Annotated in this window: 20 protein-coding genes and 1 pseudogene; 9 read left to right on the top strand and 12 right to left on the bottom strand. The window is 71.8% G+C overall.

The annotated features are described in order from the left end of the window. Positions 1-409, top strand: a pseudogene (locus E1295_RS18055) (pectate lyase); the annotation flags it as partial. Between the two features lie 46 nt (positions 410-455). Here the strand turns inward: E1295_RS18055 and E1295_RS18050 are convergent. From E1295_RS18050 to E1295_RS18040, 3 genes are read right to left on the bottom strand one after another with little or no spacing between them, the layout of a single operon-like run. After that, complete coding sequence (locus tag E1295_RS18050) at positions 456-1,088, bottom strand: GNAT family N-acetyltransferase (RefSeq protein ID WP_132631478.1); 633 nt, start codon at positions 1,086-1,088, stop codon at positions 456-458. A 7-nt stretch (positions 1,089-1,095) separates the two neighbouring features. Beyond that, positions 1,096-2,466, bottom strand: a complete 1,371-nt coding sequence (locus tag E1295_RS18045) for an SLC13 family permease (protein WP_132631477.1) — start codon at positions 2,464-2,466, stop codon at positions 1,096-1,098. A 19-nt stretch (positions 2,467-2,485) separates the two neighbouring features. After that, positions 2,486-3,673 carry a CaiB/BaiF CoA transferase family protein gene (locus E1295_RS18040; RefSeq protein ID WP_132631476.1) on the bottom strand — a complete coding sequence of 396 codons (1,188 nt, stop codon included), beginning with the start codon at positions 3,671-3,673 and terminating at the stop codon, positions 2,486-2,488. A gap of 133 nt (positions 3,674-3,806) precedes the next feature. Between E1295_RS18040 and E1295_RS18035 the strand changes: the two genes are divergently transcribed. Continuing rightward, complete coding sequence (locus E1295_RS18035; protein ID WP_166427277.1) at positions 3,807-4,709, top strand: LysR family transcriptional regulator; 903 nt, start codon at positions 3,807-3,809, stop codon at positions 4,707-4,709. On the opposite strand, the gene E1295_RS18030 is transcribed toward E1295_RS18035, so the two are convergent. The 7 genes from E1295_RS18030 to E1295_RS18000 form a co-directional block, all read right to left on the bottom strand. Then, a complete protein-coding gene (locus tag E1295_RS18030; RefSeq protein ID WP_132631474.1) occupies positions 4,702-6,087 on the bottom strand; it encodes a tannase/feruloyl esterase family alpha/beta hydrolase in 1,386 nt (461 codons plus the stop codon). The two genes, E1295_RS18035 and E1295_RS18030, sit on opposite strands and share 8 nt — an antisense overlap. Before the next feature lie 231 nt (positions 6,088-6,318). Then, on the bottom strand, positions 6,319-6,987 hold the full coding sequence (locus E1295_RS18025) for a TetR/AcrR family transcriptional regulator (RefSeq protein ID WP_132631473.1): 669 nt from the start codon (positions 6,985-6,987) through the stop codon (positions 6,319-6,321). Positions 6,988-7,279: 292 nt separating this feature from the next. Further along, complete coding sequence (locus E1295_RS18020) at positions 7,280-7,891, bottom strand: TetR/AcrR family transcriptional regulator (RefSeq protein WP_132631472.1); 612 nt, start codon at positions 7,889-7,891, stop codon at positions 7,280-7,282. Then, complete coding sequence (locus E1295_RS18015) at positions 7,888-8,568, bottom strand: DUF4166 domain-containing protein (protein WP_132631471.1); 681 nt, start codon at positions 8,566-8,568, stop codon at positions 7,888-7,890. Before E1295_RS18015 ends, E1295_RS18020 begins: the two co-directional genes overlap by 4 nt. Continuing rightward, positions 8,565-9,260, bottom strand: coding sequence for a hypothetical protein (locus E1295_RS18010; RefSeq protein ID WP_132631470.1), 696 nt, complete (start codon positions 9,258-9,260; stop codon positions 8,565-8,567). Before E1295_RS18010 ends, E1295_RS18015 begins: the two co-directional genes overlap by 4 nt. A 176-nt stretch (positions 9,261-9,436) precedes the next feature. Next, entirely contained in the window at positions 9,437-10,120 is a 684-nt protein-coding gene (locus tag E1295_RS18005) for a response regulator (RefSeq protein WP_132631469.1), read from the bottom strand. Then, positions 10,117-11,340, bottom strand: coding sequence for a sensor histidine kinase (locus tag E1295_RS18000; RefSeq protein ID WP_132631468.1), 1,224 nt, complete (start codon positions 11,338-11,340; stop codon positions 10,117-10,119). The genes E1295_RS18005 and E1295_RS18000 overlap by 4 nt, the downstream gene beginning before the upstream one ends. A 106-nt stretch (positions 11,341-11,446) precedes the next feature. Here E1295_RS18000 and thyX point away from each other — a divergent pair, with 106 nt between their 5' ends. From thyX to E1295_RS17965, 7 genes are all read left to right on the top strand, one after another. Further along, positions 11,447-12,229, top strand: a complete 783-nt coding sequence (gene thyX, locus E1295_RS17995) for an FAD-dependent thymidylate synthase (protein ID WP_132631467.1) — start codon at positions 11,447-11,449, stop codon at positions 12,227-12,229. Positions 12,230-12,382: 153 nt separating this feature from the next. Then, complete coding sequence (locus tag E1295_RS17990) at positions 12,383-13,087, top strand: response regulator transcription factor (protein ID WP_181958007.1); 705 nt, start codon at positions 12,383-12,385, stop codon at positions 13,085-13,087. Positions 13,088-13,113: 26 nt separating this feature from the next. After that, a complete protein-coding gene (locus tag E1295_RS17985; protein ID WP_220448774.1) occupies positions 13,114-14,256 on the top strand; it encodes a sensor histidine kinase in 1,143 nt (380 codons plus the stop codon). Between the two features lie 93 nt (positions 14,257-14,349). After that, the gene (locus tag E1295_RS17980) at positions 14,350-15,702 is read left to right on the top strand and encodes a hypothetical protein (protein WP_220448773.1); all 1,353 of its coding nucleotides are present in this window, start codon (positions 14,350-14,352) and stop codon (positions 15,700-15,702) included. Then, on the top strand, positions 15,699-16,115 hold the full coding sequence (locus E1295_RS17975; RefSeq protein ID WP_220448772.1) for a FixH family protein: 417 nt from the start codon (positions 15,699-15,701) through the stop codon (positions 16,113-16,115). Before E1295_RS17980 ends, E1295_RS17975 begins: the two co-directional genes overlap by 4 nt. Positions 16,116-16,126: 11 nt before the next feature. After that, positions 16,127-17,251 carry a hypothetical protein gene (locus tag E1295_RS17970; protein WP_220448771.1) on the top strand — a complete coding sequence of 375 codons (1,125 nt, stop codon included), beginning with the start codon at positions 16,127-16,129 and terminating at the stop codon, positions 17,249-17,251. Positions 17,252-17,255: 4 nt separating this feature from the next. Continuing rightward, on the top strand, positions 17,256-17,771 hold the full coding sequence (locus E1295_RS17965) for a hypothetical protein (protein ID WP_132631466.1): 516 nt from the start codon (positions 17,256-17,258) through the stop codon (positions 17,769-17,771). Positions 17,772-17,825: 54 nt separating this feature from the next. On the opposite strand, the gene E1295_RS17960 is transcribed toward E1295_RS17965, so the two are convergent. Together E1295_RS17960 and E1295_RS17955 are read right to left on the bottom strand one after the other, a co-directional pair. After that, positions 17,826-18,671, bottom strand: a complete 846-nt coding sequence (locus tag E1295_RS17960) for an alpha/beta fold hydrolase (protein WP_132631465.1) — start codon at positions 18,669-18,671, stop codon at positions 17,826-17,828. A gap of 61 nt (positions 18,672-18,732) precedes the next feature. Beyond that, complete coding sequence (locus E1295_RS17955) at positions 18,733-19,956, bottom strand: cytochrome P450 family protein (protein ID WP_132631464.1); 1,224 nt, start codon at positions 19,954-19,956, stop codon at positions 18,733-18,735. Positions 19,957-20,314: the final 358 nt, after the last annotated feature.

The following is a 20,314-nucleotide window of genomic DNA, read 5'->3' as shown; positions in this document are numbered from 1 at the left end:
GCCCCCGACCGACCCCACCGACCCGCCGACCACGCCGCCGGACGGGAGCAACCTCAGCATCGGGGCCGGTTCCGACGGCTCCAGCAAGGGCGGCGGGACGAGCTACGGCAACGTACGGGACGGCGACATGAGCACCTATTGGTCGCCTTCCGGCTCGACCGGCGACATCTCGGTCAAGTGGAGCTCCGCCACGACGATCGCCAGGGTCGTCATCCGTGAGGCGTCGGGCTCCGCGGGCGCCATCGGATCCTGGCAGCTCGTCAACCACGACACCGGAGCCGTGCTGAAGTCGGGCAGCGGGGCGGGCACCATCACCTTCACCCCGGCCTCACTGAGGAAGATCACGTTCAGGATCACCGGCGCGAGCGGCACGCCCAGGGTCGCCGAGTTCGAGACCTACGCCGGATGACCGGCCCGCGGCGCGGAGAAGGTCGCACCCTCGTCCGCGCCGCGGCTCACCGGCCCCGGTCCTTCCGCAACCGCACGCACACCGCGAACGGCGCGTCGTCCCGCTCCCCTTCGACGCCTTCGACCATGCCGCGGGTACGGATCTCGCCCGCGTACCGCATGCCGATGCGCTCCATCACCGCACGGGAACGCACGTTGTGACGGGCGGTGCACGACACCACGGCCTGCGCGCCGAGCACGTCGAAAGCGAACGCCAGCCCGGCGCGGCCGATCTCGGACGCGTATCCGCGGCCCTGGAATCTCCCCCGCAGCGCCCAGCCGAGCTCCAGCCAGTTCGCGTGCGCGACGAACGGGCGGCGCACCCCGTAGGGGACGCGCACCCACGGCTCCGCCGGGAGGAACGCGTAGATCTGGCCCCAGTCGTCGTCGACCGGTGTGCGCGACAGCCCGCCGCGGCCGACGACCTCGCCGCTCATCCGGTCGTACGCGATCCATTTGTGCACACCGTGCAGGCGCCACGACTCGCCCATGGACGCCGCCCATCGCTCCGCCTGCCGCGGGCTTGGCCTGGCCGTGCCGTACCAGGGCCACACCTCTTCGTCCTCGTGCACCGTCCACAGGTCGGAAGCGCGGGAGGGACCGGCCGGTTCGAGCCGCAGGCGCGTCGTGAACCGCCGCATGCCGGCGTCACCACCAGCCGAAAGCGGCCCAGGCGAGGGGCGGGGCCACGACGATCGAGATCAGCCCGTAGGTCAGCAGGTTACGGAACAGGCGGGGTCTGACCGAGGGCTCGGCGGCGCCGAGGATGAGCCCGCCGGTGATGCCGAGCGGGTTGATGTCGACCAGTACCGAGGCCAGGGCGAGGGCGAGCACGCCGCCCACCGGGGACACCCCGGCGGCCACCAGCGGCGGCAGCAGCGGCATGACGGTGGCGAACACCGCGATGGAGCTGGCGGCGAAGGACGTGACGCCGGCGATGTAGCAGAGCACCAGCAGGCTGAGCAGCGGCGACCCTTCGATCGTGAGCAGGTCGCTGATCTGCTTGAACGCGCCCAGGTGCTGCATCAGGCCCACGTACGTCAGCAGGCCGCCGATCAGCAGGACCACGGTCCACGGGATCCTGGACACGATCGCGTCGGCCGGCAGCCGGAACACCAGTTGCACGATCAGCGCGGCGGTCAGGCCGAGATAGCCCACGTTCATGTCGAACCCGACGGACAGGACGACCACGGCGAGCATGCACACCAGGGTGAACGCGCGCGCTCCGGGTCGCGTCGGCGTCTCGGCGGGCGCGGGTGCGGGAGCGTCGACGGTCGCCGTCGCGGCCCCGCCGCCGGACGCGGGCTCGGGCGCGGCGCCGGGCGCCGAGTCGGTGGCACCGGGCGCCGGGGTGGCCGGTCCGGTGGCGCGGACCGAGGCGAGGGCCGGGATGGGTGCCCGGCCGCGGGGGATGCCGCCGCTCCACAGGCCGACGATCAGCAGCCCCGCGCACACGGCCAGGCCGGCGAGCAGCCCGCCGCTCAGGAAGGCCACCGGCGCCGAGCCGGGCAGGCCGATGCCGAGCTTGGTGCTCAGCTCGCGCGCGGTGACGCCGTACACGGCGAGCGGCGAGAGCAGCCCGCTGATGATGCCGGTGACGCCCAGGACGGCGGCGATCAGCGGCGAGGTACGGTAACGCGCGGCGAAGCCGAGCGCGATCGGCGAGACGATGGCGGTCGCCGCGGCGGGCAGGGTGCCGACGGCGGTGAGCACGGCCCCGATGGCGAAGGGCACCAGGGCGATCAGCACCAGCCGGCCGCCGGCCACGCGGAGCAGCAGGTCCAGTAACCAGTCGAGGGTCCCGTTGTGATGGGCGACGGCGAACAGCGCCGTCACCCCGACGATGAGCACGAAGAAGTCGGCCGGGAAGAACGCCGTCACGTCGCTCTCCGTCACGCCGGCGGCCAGCCCGAGGATGAACGCCGCCGCCAGGGCGCCCAGCCCGAGATCGAAGCCGGGGATGAGAGTCGCCGCGAGAAGGGCGGCCAGCACGATGATGGACAGAGTCGCCAGGGTCATGAGCACGCTCTTTCTCGGGTCAGACCACTCCTCGGTGGCGCAGGTCTTGGATGTCTTGGTCCGCGAGCCCGGCGAGGTCGCGCAGTACTTCGGCGGTGTGCTCGCCGAGGGCCGGCGCGGTGTGGCCGACGGTGGCGTCGAAGCCGGAGAAACGCCCGGCCGGGGCCTGCATGAGGCGGGTACGGACCGTCCTGTCGTCCGGCACCTCCACCACCGAGCCACGGGCGCGGATGTGCGGGTCGGCGCAGATGTCGGCGGCCGAGTTGACCGGCCCCGCGGCCACGCCGGCGTCGACGAGCAGCGCCATCAGCGGTTCGAGGTCGTGCTCCGCGACGAAGGCGGCGACCCGCGCCTCGATCTCCTCCCGGTGCTCGAGCCGGGCGGTCATGGAGTCGTGCACGGCGAGGTCGGCGGCGTCCATGACCTTGACCAGCCGGCGCCACATCTGCTCGGTGGAGGCGGGCAGGGCCAGCCAGCGGCCGTCGCGGGTGCGGTAGAGGTCGTTGGGGCTGATGTGCGGGTTCTGGTTGCCCTGGCGTTCGCGGTTCTCCCCGGTGGCGCCGTACTCGACGATGAAGTCCTCCATCATCCGCAGCAGCGGCTCGTACAGGGGGATGTCGGCGAGCTGCGCCTGCCCGGTGAGGTCGCGCTGGCGCAGCGCGAGCATGGCGGCGAACGCGGCGTAGATGCCGGTGACGCCGTCGGCCACGGGGTAGCCGGCGAAGAGCGGCGGCCGGTCGGGGGCGCCCGTACGGTAGGTCAGGCCGGCGAAGGCCTCGGCGACACGGGCGAAGCCGGGGCGGTCGGCGTACGGGCCGGTCCGCCCGAACGCGCTCACCTGCACCATCACCAGGTCCGGCCGGTAGGCCCGCAGGTCGTCGAAGTCGATGCCGAACCGGCGCAACGTCGCCGGGCGGAAGTTGGTCACCACGATGTCGACGGCCGCGGCGAGCCGGCCGACCAGGTGCGCCGCCTCGGCGTGGTGCAGGTCGATCGTGACGCTGCGCTTGCCGCGGCCGAGCATCGCCCAGGCGGCCGACTCTCCGTCCTCCAGCGGCGGGTAGTGGCGTGCCGGGTCGCCGGTGGCGGGGTGCTCGACCTTGATCACCTCAGCGCCGAACTCGCCGAGCAGCGAGGACGCCAGGGGGCCGGCCAGGATCGTCGACACGTCCAGGACACGTACTCCGCTGAGCGGACCGTTCGCCACTGGTTATTCCTTTCACCTGGGGGACGTCGTGCACGGGATGGCTGTGATGGACGTCACCATGCCGTGCCGTCGGCGTGCGGGGAAGACCTGATTGGCGTTCACAGGTGGAAGGTTTCTCCTTTATGGTGGCGCGGTGCGGGTGGAAAGGGCGCGGTATTTCCTTGCCGCCGTCGAGACGGGATCGTTGCGCGCGGCGGCCGGCCGGTGCGGCGTCAGCCAGCCCACGCTCGGGCAGCAGATCGCGCTGCTGGAGGAGGAGCTAGACGTCGTGCTGCTCACCCGCAGCCGGCACGGCGTGCGCCCGACCCCGGCCGGCCAGGCCCTGATCGAGCCGCTGCGCCGGCTGGTCGAGGCCGAGGATGCGGTGCGCGAGTCGGCGATGCAGTCGAGCGGCTCCTATCGCGGCAGGGTCCAGATCGGCGGCGTCACGGTGACCGTGGAGACCATCATCGCTCCGGTCGTGGGCCGGCTGCGCCGCGACCATCCGGGGCTGCGCTTCACCGTACGTGAGGGGGCCTCGTCCGCCATCGAGACCGCCGTGCTGGACGGCGCGCTGGACTTCGGGGTGATCACCACGCCGCTGACCCCGCCCGCGCCGGGGCTGCGGCGCATACCGCTCATCTCCGCTCCTCTCGGGGCGTACGCGCGCACCGATCATCCGCTGGCGGGGCGCGACCAGATCCACTGGCGTGACCTGGAGACCTGGCCCATCGTCACCATGCGGGCGGGCACCGTGCTGTGGGAGACGCTGCACCGGCACGTGGCGGCCCCCGACGTCGTGGTGCAGGCCATGTCGGCGCGGACCGTCAAGGTGATGGTCGGCCAAGGTGTCGGTCTCGGCATTCTCGCCGGGTTCGACACCTCGGCCGACATCACCGACGTGGTCTGGCTTCCGTTGTCCGACGCGCCGCCCGTGCAACTGTGCCTGACGCAGCGTCAGGACAGCAGGCCCTCACCGTCGGCCCTCATCGTCCAGCGGCTGATCCGGGCCAGGGCCGGCGAACTGGCCGGCGGCCGGGCCTCACCGGTCACCTGAGGGAGCAGGTGTTGGCCACGTCGCCGTCGGTCTGGCGGGGAATGGTGGCGCTGCGCGGGGGCTTGTGGCCGTGGCCTGGAGCCGTCCAGCGTTCGAGGGCTTCGAACGCCGTCCGCATGCAGGGAAGCAGCGGCCGCATCCGGTCGGGGAACATGTCGTACTCGATGTCGAGGTGGGAGGCGCCTTCCATCCTGTAGTAGCGGTGCAGGGCGGACCTGCCCTGCTTGCGCACCAGCTCGGCGTACGGGTCGCTGTGGACCGCGATCGGCAGCAGGGTGTCCAGCGTCCCGTGCACGGTGATCAGCGGCTTGCCGATGCGGCCGCTCATCGAGGCCCGCCGCACCACCTTGTGCACGCTCTTCGGGCGCGCGTAGTAGTCGTAGTCGGCGTCGCAGTTGGGCGTGCCGCTCTCGCAGAACGGGATGCCCGCCTCCAGGTCGCCGTCGTACTCCGGGTCGATCTCCTCGCGGGCGCGCCGCTGCGTGCCGTCCCAGATGTTGCGGTAGTTGAACTCCCACAGGAACTCCGAGCCGGGGGCGAAGCCGGCCCGCAGCATCGCGGCGTGCGCCTCGGGGTCGCCGTTCTCGGCGTACTTCGGGTAGTTGCGCAGCGCCACCGGCAGGTAGACCAGCGCGTTCGGGCCATTGTCCGGCGGCCAGTACGTGCCTTCCGCGTCGACGCCGCCGTCGTACAGCTCGGGGTGGTTCTCCAGCGCCCAGCGCACCAGCTGGCCGCCGTTGGAGATGCCCGCCGCGTACGTCCTGCGCAGCGGCTTGCGGTAGTGGCGGGCGACGGTGGCCTTGGCGGCGACGGTGATCTGGGTCATCCGGTGGTACCACTCGACGTAGGCGTCGCCTGGCCGCCTGCCGTCCTTGTAGAACTCCGTGCCGCCGTTGCCCTTGTCGGTCGAGGCGTAGGCGTAGCCCTTGGCCAGCACGAAGTCGGCGATCGTGAAGTCGTTGGCGTACTGGCGGCGGTTGCCCGGCGCCCCCGCGACGACCAGGCCGCCGTTCCAGCGTTGCGGGAGGCGGATCACGAACTGGGAGTCGTGGTTCCAGCCGTGGGTGGGGTTGCTCGTGGAGTCGTCACGGAAATAGCCGTCGATCTGGATGCCCGGCACCCCGCTGGGGTTGCGGGTGCCCGCGGAGTGCAGCCCCTGCCAGTCGGCGGCGTCGGTGTGGCCCGACGCGACCGTACCGGCGGTGGTGAGGTCGTCCAGGCAGGCGGCGACCTGGTGCTGCGCGCCCGGAACGTGGATCTTGCCCATGCGGGGGCAGTGCGCCTCCGCCTGCGCGGGCGACGCCACCGGCACCAGAGGGATCGCCACGAGCGAGGCCATCAGGGCCGAGAAGAGAGTGGATCTGCGGAGAAGGGACATGTGCGACTCCCTGGGGGGAACGGAACTCGGCGGTCGGGCCGGACGCCATGCGCGCCGGTGCCCCTTGCTCCGGCGTTCTGTGGTCGCGGCCCCCACCGCTTCCGGTCCAGCGAGCCGACCGGTCTGGCTCATGGTGCTATGCGGATGTTCGGGTCGATCGATCACGAAAGTTACTAAGCGCATAGTCAGGTGCGGACGGTGACTTGTCAACCGGTGAATTCCGCCGCGGACCTACTCCTTGGGCCTGGCGACCAACTGCAGCGCGAGGTCGGCGTAGAACTCACCGAGCTGCTCGGGCGAGTCGGGCCCGTCGAGCCGGTACCAGCGGACGAGGTCGATGCTCAGCGAGAGCATCGCGCGCGTCACCCGCTTGACGTCCACCTGCGCGAACGTCCCGTCGGCCACCCCGCGCGCGACGGCGTCGCGGAAGTAGCCGTTGGTCTCGTGTCGCAGTTCCACGATCTCGCCGTAGTGCTCGGCCTTGAGGGCGTTCAGCTCCAGCTGGCAGACCCGCGCGGCCACGTGGTGGCGGGCGTGCCACACGGTGTACGCCGCCACGATGGCGCGCAACCGCTCCGCCGCTCCCTCCACCGCCAGGATGGACGGGTCGCGTACGTGTGCCAGGACCCGCTCGTGTCCGATCCGGACGATCTCGAACAGGACGAGTTCCTTCGAGGGGAAGTGCACGTAGAGCGCGGCCGGGCTGAGGCCGACCCCGTCGGCGATGTCGCGCGTGGTCGTGGCGTGGAACCCGTTCGCGGCGAAGCAGCGCACCGCCGACGACAGCAGCCGGCGCTGCACCTCCCCCAGGTCAGCCCGCCACAACTCGGGCGAGTGGTCCCGCAGCCGGGGATCGTCCACCAGGTCCTGTGCGGTGAACCGGGCCTGCCGTCTGGCCATCCGCGCCCCTTCGCCTCAGATTCGCCTCAGAAATGCCGCCCGCGTCCCGGGGCCTGGCACGAGCATTCTACGAGTGACTATGCGCTTAGCCACCTCACGTACGGCGAGTCCAGCGGGCCGGAGGCACGCAGTGCGGCGCCCAGCCCGAGGGGTTTCCCAAAAAGCTTGTCCCTGTGAACGCACGGAAAGCTTGCACGTTCCAGACCCGCGACAAAGCCCCCTGAATACACGGAAAGCTTGCACCTTCCAGACCGGTCACAGACAACGAGCGGAAAGCCCACAAACCGCCGAATCAGGGGGATTTGTCGGCGGGCGGGGCGAGCCGGGTGAGTTCGTCCAGCGCCGTGATGAGGCCGGCGATCCCGTCGAGTGCGGAGAAGGCGTGTTCGGCGCCGGCCGGGTCGACGCCTTCGAACAGTTCCAGCCCGATGAAGGCGGCGGAGAGCGCCTTGGCCAGTCCGGCGACGTCGACGAGCCCGGACAGCGGGCTGCCGGCCAGCACGCGGCCGAGCACCTGCTCGATCTCCTCCGTCCACAGCGCGAGCCCGGCGGCGGTGGCGGGCGCCAGCCGGGGCTGCGTCTGCACCCCGGCCAGCAGCTGGGCCAGTACGGCGACGTGCCCGCCGGCCCGTTCGGTGGTGTGCAGTTCCCGGCCCAGCGCGAGGAGTTCGTCCAGGGTGCCTATCTCGCGCAGGCGGTCGCGGTAGACGGCGACCCGTTGTTCTGCGCCGTGGCGGCAGGCGGCGGCGAGCAGTTCGTCGACGCTGCCGAAGTGGTAGAAGACCAGCGCCTGGTTGACCCCCGCGGCGGCGGCGACGGCGCGCGCGGAGGTTCCGGCGATGCCCTGCTCGACGAGCGTCGTGAGCGCGCCTTCGAGCAGTTTCGTCCGCGTGTCGTTACTCATGCCCGCGCCTCCTCGCGGACGGGCCGCAGGTCGGTGCGCACCCCGTGGGCTGCCACGTCGACGTGCTCGGCCTGGAAGGTGCCCTCGTAGCCGAAGAGCGGGCCGAAGTAGCGGTTGGAGACGGTGACCCGGACGCGGAAGCACCGCGCCTCGTCGTCGTACGACTCGCGGACCACGGCGTCGCCCCTGATGAGGGCGGGCACACGGGTGTTCACGGGTCCTTCGCGGAAACGCTGTTCGCCGGAGCGGATGACCAGGGCTCCCTCCGGGTCGGCGTGCACGTGCAGGTCGGTGGCGAGGTGCTGGTGCGTGCCGAGGTAGTCGACGATGCAGCCGCGTTCCCGGCTGAAGATCATCGTCGCGTCGAACCGCTGGGGACGGCCGGGGAAGGCGAACGTCCTGACGAAGGTGACGGTCTCGCGGCCGAAGGAGTCGCGGTAGGGGGCGTTCTCGATGGTGAAGGGGATGTCGCGGCCGCTGCGCGGCACCAGGATGTGCCGTGTGCCGCCCAACGCCAGGAACGGCCGCAGCCAGGTGCCTCCGTGCCAGACGCGATCCATCACGCCGCGGCCGACGCAGGCCTCGCCGCTGCCGAGGCCGACGGAGAAGCGCCGCTGGATGCGCGGGTGGAGCCGGTCGAAGTCGGCGCCGAGGGCCCGCTGGAAGATCGAGGTCATGACCACCTCAGGGAGTTCAGGAGGACGGGCGGGGTGGCGTCCGCGCGTCCGGGCGGGCGGCGCAGACAGCGCCGGGCCGCCGGAGTGTCACGCGACGGCGGCAGCCAGAGCGCGGCGATCGCCACCGGTACGGCGGCCACGGGCGCCACCAGCGCGGCCACCCCGATGGCCAGCGCGCGTGCCGCCACGTCGGCGAGCGCGTACCGCAGGGACCTTTCGGGCGTGATGCCGCGCTCGCACCACAACCGCAGCCGGTCGAACGACCAGGCGGTGGCCCACCCCATGAGCGGCCGCAGGACGAGGCGGTCGGCGATCCGGCCGAGGCGCCCCCAGCGCGGCTCGTAGTCGTAGCCGGTGAGGAACCGGACGCCGTCCCCGGTCGGGAGGTAGCGCCAGTAGCCGCGGCCTTCCGCGATCAGGGAGAGCGGGCTCGCGGAGGCGAAGCGGAGAGCCGAGGTGCGGGTGCCGTCTGGGCGCCGCTTCTCGCCCGCCGCGATGCCCGTGCCCGAGACGAGGAGGCCCGGCAGGAGGCGGACTCCGTACCTGAACCGCTGCGGCTCCCCCTCCGCGCGGGCCAGGTGGTCGATGTGAGTGAAGCGCAGGTCCCAGCGCCGGTGGTGCGCCGGATCCTGGGTGCGGTGCCAGAGCAGGTCCAGCTCGGCTCGTATGCGTGCCTCGATGTACAGCTGCATGTGCCGTCCTCTCGCGGCATCCTGTTTGAGCGATCGCTCAAGTGTACGTTTGGGCAGCCGCTCAACAAGTTCCTCGGCCAGATCAGCAGCGGCGGCCACGGCGGCCCGCTCGCCACGGGCAGCCGCGACGATTGGGGCAACTGCGGCTGACAGCGCGGCGCGAACCGGGTCGTGGCTCAGCCGGCGGAGACGAGCCCGACCCGGTAGGCGAGGACGACCGCCTGCACGCGGTCGCGCAGGTCGAGTTTGGTCAGGATCCGCGACACGTACGTCTTCACGGTCTCGACGGTGATGGACAGTTCGGCGGCGATCTCCGCGTTCGAGAGGCCGGCGGCGATCTGCACGAGCACCTCCAGCTCACGGGGCGTCAGCGCGCGTACGACCTCCTGCCGGGCCGGGTTGGCGGTGTCGGCGGGGCGCAGGCGGCCGGCGTAGTGGCCGATGAGGGTGCGGGTGACGGCGGGGGCCAGCAGGGACTCGCCGCCGACGATCGTCCGCACGCCGTTGACCAGCTCCGCCGGCCTGGTGTCCTTGAGCAGGAAGCCGGCCGCCCCGGCCCTGAGCGCTTCGTAGACGTACTCGTCGACGTTGAAGGTGGTGACGACCAGCACTTTCACCGGGTTGGCGACGCCGGGCCCGGCCAGTTGCCTGGTGGCCTCGATGCCGTCGAGGCCGGGCATCCGGATGTCCATCACGACGATGTCCGGGCGCAGCCGCCGCGCCGCCTCCACCGCCGCGCGGCCGTCGGCGGCCTCCCCGACCACCTCCATGTCGGGCTGGGCGGAGAAGATGGTGACGTAGCCGGTCCGTACGAGCTCCTGGTCCTCGCAGATGAGCACCCTGATCGGCGTGTCGGTCATGCCCGGCTCCTCACGGGGGTGGAGGCGGGGACCGAAGCGGGGATGGAGGCGCGGACGCTGAAGCCGCCACCGGGCGCGCCCGCGGCGACCAGGTCGCCATCGAGCGCGCGCAGCCTGCGGCGCAGCCCCTCAAGGCCGCGCCCGCCCGAGGGCACGGCGGGCGCCGCGCCGGCAGGCCCGTCGCCGGCGGGCCCGTCGCTGGTCACCTCGATGGTGATGCGTTCGGGGTCGTGGTGCACCGTGACCCGGGTGGGCCGTCCCGCCGCGTGTTTCATCGCGTTGGTGAGCGCCTCCTGAACCACCCGGTAGGCGGCCAGCTCGACGTCCGCGGGCCGGGGCCGCGCCTCGCCGTGCTCGGCCAGCTCGACGGGCTGGCCGGACGCGCGGGCCTGCTCGACCAGCTCGCCGATCCCGCCCAGCGCCGGCGTACGGCCGTCGGCGGCGTCCGGCTCGCCGGTCGCCTCCAGCACGCCGAGCAGGTGCCGCAGCTCCGTGAGAGCCCGCCGCCCGGTGTCTCCGATGGAGGCGAGCCCGGCCTCGGCCCGGTCGGGCGCCGCGGCGACCACGAGCCCTGCCGCGTCGGCCTGGACCACCATGGCGGTCACATGATGAGTGACCACGTCGTGCAGTTCGCGGGCGATGCGGGCCCGTTCGGACGCCTTGGCCATGTCCGCGGCGAGCCGCCGGCGCTCGGCCTCCTCCGCCTGCCGGCGGCGCATCCCCGCGCCGGCCATCCAGACCACCACCAGGATCAGGAAGAAGGCGAGGAAGTCCTGGGCTCGATTGGGCGATCCGAGATGGTCCAGGACGACCGCGAGCACGACGTAGCCGGCGCCGGCCGCCGCGGCGAGTCCGTGACGGAACCGCCTCTGGTGGGCTCCGGCCGCGTACACCGCCAGATACAGCCCGATGCTGGCGAACGTCGGCGGGTAGGACAGGGCCTGGTGCACGGCGAAGGCGGCGCCGACGACCACCAGACAGGCCGCGGGCCAGCGGCGGCGCACGGCCAGCGGCGCGGACTGGGCGAGGACCAGCGCCATGGCCGGCACGTCCGCCGGGCGCGCGGGCAGGTCGCCGAGCTGCGCCGAGATGACGGACAACGTCGGCACGAACGCCAGCGAGGTGAGCAGCGCCGCGAGGGCGCCGTCCTTGGCGAGCGTGGAACGAGCACGCCAGGAGCCCGGCCAGGACCGGACGACGCCCGGGACGTTCGCGAACATCCGGCAAGACTAACCACTGCGTCCAGGTCCGGTGCTCGGAAAGGATGGGGGACCTGCGGCCGGGGCAGGTGCTGTCCCCAGGCCGGGAGCTGGTTGACTTGGGGCCATGCGCACTGTCGAACCCCAGGTCTTCATCGTCGCCCGTCCGTCGCTCGACTACGACGAGCTGGCCCGCTATCTCGCGGAGGTCGGCGGCGAGAGCTGGCTGGAGCGGCTCGACCGCGGCGACCTCGACGCCCAGAACCTCGCCGAGTTCGCCGGCCGGCTCTGCTACCGCTCCTTCGAACCCGGGCTCAATCCCAACGTGGTCCGGATCAGGAAGGAGCAGGACGAATACCTGCGTAACATCCTGGCCAGCGCGCACGGCTCCGTCCTCGAGCACATCAGCTTCAGCTTCGTGCTGCACAACGTGAGCCGCGTTCTCACCCACGAGCTCGTCAGGCACCGTCCCGGCGTGGCGATCTCCCAGGAGTCGCTGCGCTTCGTCCGTCTGGACGAGCTGCCCTTCTGGTTCCCCGAGTGGGCGCGGGAGGACGACGAGCTGATGAAGCGGGCCACGACCATGCTGGAGCAGATGGAGCAGTTCCAGCGGTGGATGGCCGAGCACTTCGGGCTCGACGAGGAGGGCGTGCCGTTCTCGGAGAAGAAGCACCGCACGTCCTTCATGCGGCGCTTCGCCCCGGAGGGTGTGGCGACCGGCCTGGTGTGGACGGCCAACGTGCGCACGCTGCGGCACACGCTCGAGGCCCGCACCGCCGCCGGGGCGGAGGAGGAGATCCGCCTGCTGTTCCAGCGCATCGGCGAGCTCGTACGCGAGGAGGCGCCCGCCCTGTTCGGCGACTACGTGGTGGAGGACGGAGCCTGGGTGCCGGGCTGGCGCAAGGTGTGACCATGCGGGCGCTCCCCCGGCTTCACGAAAGCTTCACGGTCCGGCGTGTACGCACCACACGATGCTCTGGTGGACTGTCGGATATGGCCGGTGTGGTGCGTGCGGCTCCCCCTGAGGCACAGGCCCTTCCGGTGACCGATGGCAGGGACGAGCATGATTACACAACGCATTCTGGTCGTTGACGACGAGCCCAAGATCCGGATGACGCTCCGCGGCTATCTGGAGGCGGACGGCTTCGAGGTCCTGGAGGCTCCGGACGGGCCGCTGGGCCTCGCCGCGGTCGCCCGTGAACAGCCCGACCTGGTCGTGCTCGACGTGATGTTGCCCGGACTCGACGGGTTCGAGGTGCTGCGCCGGATCCGGGCGACCAGCCAGGTGCCGGTGATCCTGCTCACCGCCAGGACGGAGGAGGTCGACCGGATCATCGGCTTCACCGCGGGCAGCGACGACTACGTCACCAAGCCGTTCAGCGCCCGCGAGCTCGCGCTGCGGGCGCGGGCCATCCTGCGCCGCGCCGAGATTCCCGGTCAGGCCGCCGAGGACCGGTCCCTGCGCTTCGACGGCCTGGTCATCGACCCGGACACCCGTACGGTCACCGTCGGGGCCGACCGCACGCCGGAGTTGTCCGCGCTCGACTTCGACCTGCTGGTGGCGCTGGCCCAGGCGCCGGGCCGGGTGTTCACCCGCCGCGGGCTCATCGAGCACGTGTGGGGCAACGACTTCTTCGGCGACGAACGCGTGGTCGACGTTCACGTCCGCACGTTGCGGCGGGCGCTCGGCGACGACGCGAGCACTCCCCGGTTCGTGGGCACGGTGCGCGCCATCGGCTACCGCTTCCTCGCCCGTCCCGCCGGATGACTCCCGCGAGGGAGAGGACGGCCCGCTTGCTGCACCGCGTCGTCCGCCGGCTGCCGCCGCTGTCGCTGACCGTCCGCCTGGTGCTGTCCCACCTGGCGGTCCTGGTCGTGGCGCTCACGGCGATGAACGTCGTCGCCAGCATCGTCGACGGCCCCGCCGGTCAAACCTCCGACGCCGGGGGCAGCGACCTCGACAGGCTGCTGGCCGCGCTGGCCGCGCGGCGGGACGGGGAGGTGGATCTCGAACTGCTCTGGCCGGCGCTGGCCGCCGGCATGACGGCGGCGCTGCTGCTGTCCTTCGTCTTCTCCCGGTTCCTGCTCCGGCCGCTGCGCCAGGTCAGGGCCGCGACCCACCGCCTGGCCGGCGGTGACTACGACGGCGTCCTCGACGTCCCTCGCGAGCCGGGGCTCGCCGCGCTGGTCGAGGACGTCAACCGGCTGGCCGCGGGGCTGGCCGACGTCGAACGGCGCCGCGCCCGCCTGGTCTCGGAGATCGCCCACGAGATGCGTACGCCCATCACCATCCTCAGCGGCCAGATCGAGGGCATGGCCGACGGCATCTTCACCCGCGACGACGCCATGTTCGCCTCTCTCACCGACGACCTGGCCCGGTTGCGGCGTCTCGCGGACGACCTGTCCAACCTGTCCAGGACCGAGGAAGGGGCGTTCGCCCTCCAGGTCACGCCCACCGACGTGGTGGCCCTGGCCGAGCGGACCGCCGAACGGCTGCGCCCGCAGTTCGACGACGGCCAGGTGGCGCTCGCCGTCGTCCCCCGGCCCCCGGTCACGGCCGTGCTCGACCCTGGCCGCGTCACCCAGATCCTGGTCAACCTGATGGGCAACGCCCTGCGTGCCTGCGGTGCCGGCGGCCGGGTGTCGGTCACCGTGCGCACCGGCCAGGCGCCCGCGCCCTACGTCGAGATCGCCGTCGAGGACGACGGCATCGGCATCGACGAGCACGACCTCACGCGCATCTTCAACCGTTTCGAGCGGGTGGAGCATCCCGGCCGCCCGGCCCCCGCGGGCGGCAGCGGCATCGGCCTGACGATCGCCCGCGGGATCGCGCGCGCCCACGGCGGCGACCTCACGGCCACCTCACGCGGCCTGGGCCATGGGGCGGCCTTCACCGTCCGGCTTCCGCTGCGGCAGGACCCGCCGGCTTCACGGTAGCTTCACGGTCCGCGTCGTAGGGGCCACACCGCGTTCCGGTTGCATTCCGGACATGGACGGTATTCATGAACACCATGCCGGCGCGGAGCCGTCGTGAGAGCGGTGGCGGCGCTGCTGTGCTCCCTCGTCGTCGTGTGGGCCGTGGCGGCCCCCGCGTTCGCCGACGGGGCGCTCGACGGCGGTGACATTCATGTCGCGCAGTCCCTCGGCGACCGCGAGCTGACCGTGGTGATCCGCCGGGTGGAGCCGGTGCCGGGCCCGGTGCACGTGGACGTGGTCACGCACGCGGGCAGCCCGCCCGGCTCACTGGCGCTGCGGCTCAGCAAGGACGGCCGGCAGAGCGGCGCGACCTCCGTACGGCTCGGCGCTCAGCCGGGCTTCCACCGCGCCGGCCCGCTCCAGGTGTCGGGCGCCGGCCTGTGGGAGCTGGCGATCGACGACGGCACGCGGATCGCGACGATCCCGTTCGTCGTGCCCGCACAGGTGCTGTCGCCGCTGGAGAAGGCGACGAACGCGGGATTCGTCGGCGCGGGTGTCCTGATGATCGTGACGCTCGTGGTCGCGGTCCGCCGGCCGGGCATGGTCGCGCTGGTGCCCGCCTCCGGCGCGGTGGCGGCGCTGGCCGTGGCGGTGACGGCGGTGACCCTGTCGTGGAGCGCGCCGCCGCTCCCGCCGCCGGGCTCCGTGCTGGACCCGACCGCCGGCAACATCACCGATCCGTACGGCGCCGCGCGGCTGGCCCCGGTGGACGGCTCGGTGAACGGCTCGCGCCCGCCGGTGAACCTGGTCGCGGACACGCGCGACGGAGAGCTGCGGCTGGCGCTGACCGACGGCTCGACCGGGCACCCCGTCGACGACCTGCTGGTGCACGACAGCGCGCTGATCCACCTGGTCGTCGTGTCTCCCGCGGGCGGGCTCCGGCATCTTCACCCGGTCCGTGTGGCGCCCGGTGACTACCGGGTGACGTTCGCCGCGCCGGAGAAGGGCCGCTACGCGGTCATAGCCGAGGTCGCCCGGCGCGGTGGCGGCAGGCAGCAGCTCCGCACCACGATCGCCCTCGACGCGGCGGGCGGCGCGGCGCCGGCCACGGAGAACGTCCGTGTGGACCGCCGCATCGCCCCCGCGGGATCGCCCAGCACCTTCAACGCGCGGTTCGGCACGCGGGACCTGCAGCCCTGGCTGGGCATGGCCGGCCACATGATCGTCGCCGGGCCCGTTACCTCCGAGATCGCGGACGCGCCGATCTGGGCCCACGTTCACGCGATGGTGCCGGACCGGCGGAACCAGCCGGACGAGAGCGTCGCCGCGTTCGGCCCCGACGTGCCGTTCACCTACACCTTTCCGCTGCCCGGCCGCTATCTCGTGTGGGTGCAGGCCGAGCGCGGCTACGCGGTGCGGACCACGTCCATGACCGTGGAGGTTCCCGAGTCAGGAAGGCCCTCATGATGAGCACGAAGGTCAAGTTCGTCCTGCCGGCGGTGGTCGTGGCGTTGATCGCGGCAGCCCTGCTGGTCGTCCCGCCCTGGCTGACCGGCGCCGGTGGCACCACGATGACGGCCTCCACCGCCGCGTACACCGTGCGGTTGTCCACCGACGGTCCGCGCGAGGGCCCCAACACGTTCGACCTCGACGTCACGACCAGGGACGGTGCACCCGCCGACCTGGACGACGTGACCCTCCAGCCCGTGATGCCCCAGATGGGCCACGCGTACCCGCCTGTCACGGCCGTACGGACCGGTCCCGGCCGCTACCGCGCGAAGGACACCGTGCTGGCGATGACCGGCTACTGGCAGATCAACGTCACGCTGCGCGGCGCGAACGACGTCCAGCACGCCGCCTTCACCCTCCTGGTCTCGTGAAAGGACCACACATGGACATCGGCATGACCAGTGCTCCGACGACCCGCAGGCCGGAAGCCGGCTCGAAAGGGCTGCCCGCGGCGGCCTTCGTCCTCGGCGGTGCGATGTTGTCGCTGACCGGGATGGTCTGGGACATCCAATGGCATTACGACGTCGGGCCCGACACCTTCTTCACCGCGCCGCATCTCGTACTGTATTCCGGCAGCGCGATCGCCGGCATCGCCAGCCTGGCCGTGGTGCTGGCGACCACCATGGCCGAGCGGCGTGGACGCCCGGTCGACCCTGCCGTCGGCGGCGCCGCGGTCGGCGTGTTCGGCCGTACGTTCGCCGCTCCGATCGGCTACCTGGTCTCGGGCGTCGGCGCCGCACTGTTCCTGGTCTACGGCCTGCTCGACGAGTGGTGGCATGGCCTGTACGGCTTCGACGCGGTGATCGAATCCCCTCCGCACATCGGATTCCTGCTGGCCATCACGTTGACCATGGCCGGAGCGGTGATGGTGTCCGCCGCCGCCCTCGACCGGAGATGGGGTGGGATCACCGCGGTCATCGGGCTCGCCCTGCTCCTCGGGTTCGGCTCGATCGTGGTCGAGGGGCTGACCGCCTTCGGCGTGTCCGTGGTCGATCTGCGTACGGCCGGGATGGCCTTCCTGTCGGTACTGGTTCTCGTCGTGGGCGCCCGCCTGACCGGACGGGCGGCCGGCGCGATCGGCATCTCCTTGATCCTGGTCGCGCTCCAGGCGGCCTTCTGGTGGTTCTGCCCGTGGGCCACCCGGGTGTACGCGGACGCGATCGCCCAGCCGTTCCGCGACGTCCCGAGCGACGTGCCGGTGGGGCCCGCCCTGATCCCGATGATACTCCTGCCGGTCGCGGCCGTGATGGGGCCGGTGATGGCCCGCGCCGACGACGGGCGGGCCGTGGGCTCCGCCATGGTCACGGGTGGCATAGGAGGGCTCGTCGTCACCGTCGCGGTGGCCGGGCAGTCCGCGCTGCTCCTGGGCGGCGACACACTCGGCGAGCTCCCCGTGCTGGTGGCGACGGCTGCCGTCGGCACGGCGCTCGGCGTGGCCGCCGGTTTCCTCGGTGTCCGCTTCGCCGAGATCCTGCGGTCCCTCACTCCTGCCGTGGAAGGGCGGTAACGCCATGCGGAAGATCTCTCTCGTGTTGCTCGGCGTCTTCGGGCTCCTGCTCACCTTGACAGCAACGGCACAGGCTGAAGAGCCGGTGAAGGCCGTACACACCGAACAGGTGCAGGCCGGGCCCTACCGGGTCACCGTCGGATTCAGCGTGTGGCCGCTGAAAGCCATGCAGTCGCTCGACTTCACGTTCATGCCCGAGGGCGGCATCAAGGGCAAGGGCGGCACGCTCACCGTGACCGGCCCCGACGGCGCCGGCGAGGACATGCCCCTCGTCCGCCACCCTCGCCGGCGCGACGTGTGGGGCCTGGACGTCGAGTCGCTGGACCTGCAGGGCACCTGGTCATTCCGGTTCGCCATCGACGGCCCGGAGGGGCGGGGAACGGGCGAGCTCAAGCTCAACCTGCTGGAGCAGCCCGGTCCGCCACTGGCGATCAGCTGGACCATCAGCTCAGGACCGCTGATCGGCCTGGTCGCCCTGATCGTCGTCGGCTGGCGGCGCGTCCGCCCGCGGGCGTCCTGACAACGCGCGGTGCACGCGGAGCGTCTGTCCGCGTGCACCGCGCTCGCCCAGGTGTCAGCCGAGAGAGGTGACGACGCCGGCCAGCACGTCGGGCATGGAGAAGAACGGCGAGTGGGAGGCGTCGAGCGTGACCACGGACGTCGGGTTGTCAGGGAAGGCCGCGTCGGCCTCGGCGACGAACGTCGCCTGCACGGCCGGGGTGATCGCCCTGTCCTTGGTGCAGGTGACGTACGTCCGGCGCACCGAACCCCAGCCGTCGCGGGTCAGGGGGGTCGTGCCGACCATGACGCCGGCCGGACCGTCCGGCGTCAGCAGGCCGGTGGCGGCGTCGGCGAGGGCACGATCGACGTCACCGTAGAACGCCTCGTAGAGCTGCCGGCGGTAGACCGGGTCGCCCGTGGCGAAGTCCAGCCGGATCGCCCCGATCCGGGCGGGGTCGCCCTGCACCAGCGGCACGACCAGCCCGTCGGCGGCCTCCGGCATCTCCGAGTACGCCGCCGCCGGCACGCCGGACGCCGGCATGTACGCGGCCACGTACACCGCGTGCGCGACCAGTTCGGGCTGCTGCTGGGCCACTCGCGTCAGTACGGGACCGGCCGCGCTGTGGGCCACCACCGTGACCGGCTCACCGCCGCCGATCTGCTTGATCTGCGAGGTCAGTAACGCGGCCGCGTCGTCGAGGGTCACGTTCGCGACGGGCGAGACCTCCGTACCGACGGCCTCGGGGTCGTAGGGCTGTTCGGTGAACCAGCGGGGCCGGCGGGCATACAGCCCGTGCCCCGCCATGTCCACCGCGACGGCCAGGCGGCCGGCGGCCACCACGTGGGGGACGACTTCGCTCCAGCACCAGGATCCGTGCCAGAAACCATGAACGAACAGCAGCGGGGTGGCCGAGGGCATAGAAGGCTCCCTGATTGACGGATACGACGTTCTCTGTGCCGGCGGGACGCTCGCACGGGATTCAGGGCGCGAGCCTGACGGGCAGGGCGCGGTACCCGTTCGAGACGAACGACTCCAGCGGCAGCAGCTCACCGGGCTCGGCGGCCAGGGCGAGATCGGGGAAACGCTCGAACAGCGCGGGCAGCGCTATCCCGGCCTCCAGCCTGGCCAGCGGCGCGCCGACGCAGTGATGCACGCCGTAGCCGAAGGCCAGATGGTCCTTGACCGTGCGGGTGACGTCGAACCGGCCGGCGTCCGGCCCGTGCACGAGCGGGTCGCGCCCGGCGGCGCCGTAGCAGGCGAGGATGGCTTCGCCCGCGCGCAGCGTGACGCCGTCGCCGACGTCGATGTCCTCGACGGCGAAGCGCAGCGGCATGTTCGGCACGGGCGCCTGGTGGCGCAGCGTCTCCTCGATCGCGTCGTCCCAGGTGGCGCCCCCGCCGCGGACGCGGGCGAGCTGGCCCGGGTCGGTGAGCAGCGCGACGATCGTGTTGCCGAGCAGGTTGACGGTGGTCTCGTGGCCCGCGCTCACGAACAACGCCAGCGTGTCCACCAGCTCCTCCTCCGACAGCGGCGAGGTGTCGTCGCGCGCGGCGATCAGGGCGGAGGAGAGGTCGTCACCGGGCTGTTCGCGTTTCTCCGCCACCAGGTCCCTGAGGAGCCCCTGCAGGCGGGGAAAGGCGGCGGCGCTCTCCTCGGGCGCCTTGCCCACGTTGAACAGCAGGTCCACGCAGCGGGACACCTCCACGCGGGTGGCCTCGTCAGCGATGCCGAACAGCTCGCAGATCACCTTGATCGGCAGCTGGTAGGTGTAGCGGTCGCGTAAGTCGATGGGAGCGCCCGCAGGCAGGCCGGCCAGGTCGTCCAGCAGGTCACCGGTGATCGCCTCGATGCGTGGGCGCAGCGCGGTGACGCGGCGCGCAGTGAAGGCGCCGGCGATCAGCCCGCGCAACCGGCGATGGTCGGCCCCGTACGCCGTGAGCATGTTGCGCACGGCCACCCACGGGAACAGGGGCCAGTCCGCGGGGATCTCGCCCTTGATCCAGGCAGGCCAGTGCCGGCCGGCGTCCTTGGACACGCGTGGATCGACGAGCAGCCGCCTGAGCAGAGCCTGGTCGCTCACCGCCCAGGCCCGCACACCGCCAGGCATTTCGACGCGGGCGACCGGACCGAGCGCGCGAATGCGTTCGGCCTCGCCGAGGACGTCGCTACCGCTGGGATCGATGACGAAGGGATCGTTGTCCATGCTTTCCTCCGGAATTTCGGAAGCGGGCCGCACGGCCACGCCAGGAAGCCGGCCACGCCCAGCCTGTTGGAACGACATTCTGACGAACGTGCCGTTCATTCGGCCGGACGCTGTTTCGAGTAAACCCCGCGAATAGCGGCTTTCTGCCGGGCGTGTGACGCAGAACACTCCTGCCCTCGCCATACAACGCGGGAATCATGTGGCGCGTCCGACGGAGAACGTGAAGTTCTCATGAAACGGGAAAGGCACCGGGGCAACATGTTCTTTCGCGGGAAGAGACGCTTCACGCAAGCTTCACGGCGAGACCCGTGGATGACACACGATCCTTGAGTTCCATTGCGGAGCATAAGCCGGAAAC

The sequence above is a fragment of the Nonomuraea mesophila genome (assembly GCF_004352805.1).
GTDB classification, from domain to species: domain Bacteria; phylum Actinomycetota; class Actinomycetes; order Streptosporangiales; family Streptosporangiaceae; genus Nonomuraea; species Nonomuraea longispora.
The sequence above is the reverse complement of the archived record's forward strand: the minus strand, read 5'-3'. Positions and strand labels throughout refer to the sequence as shown.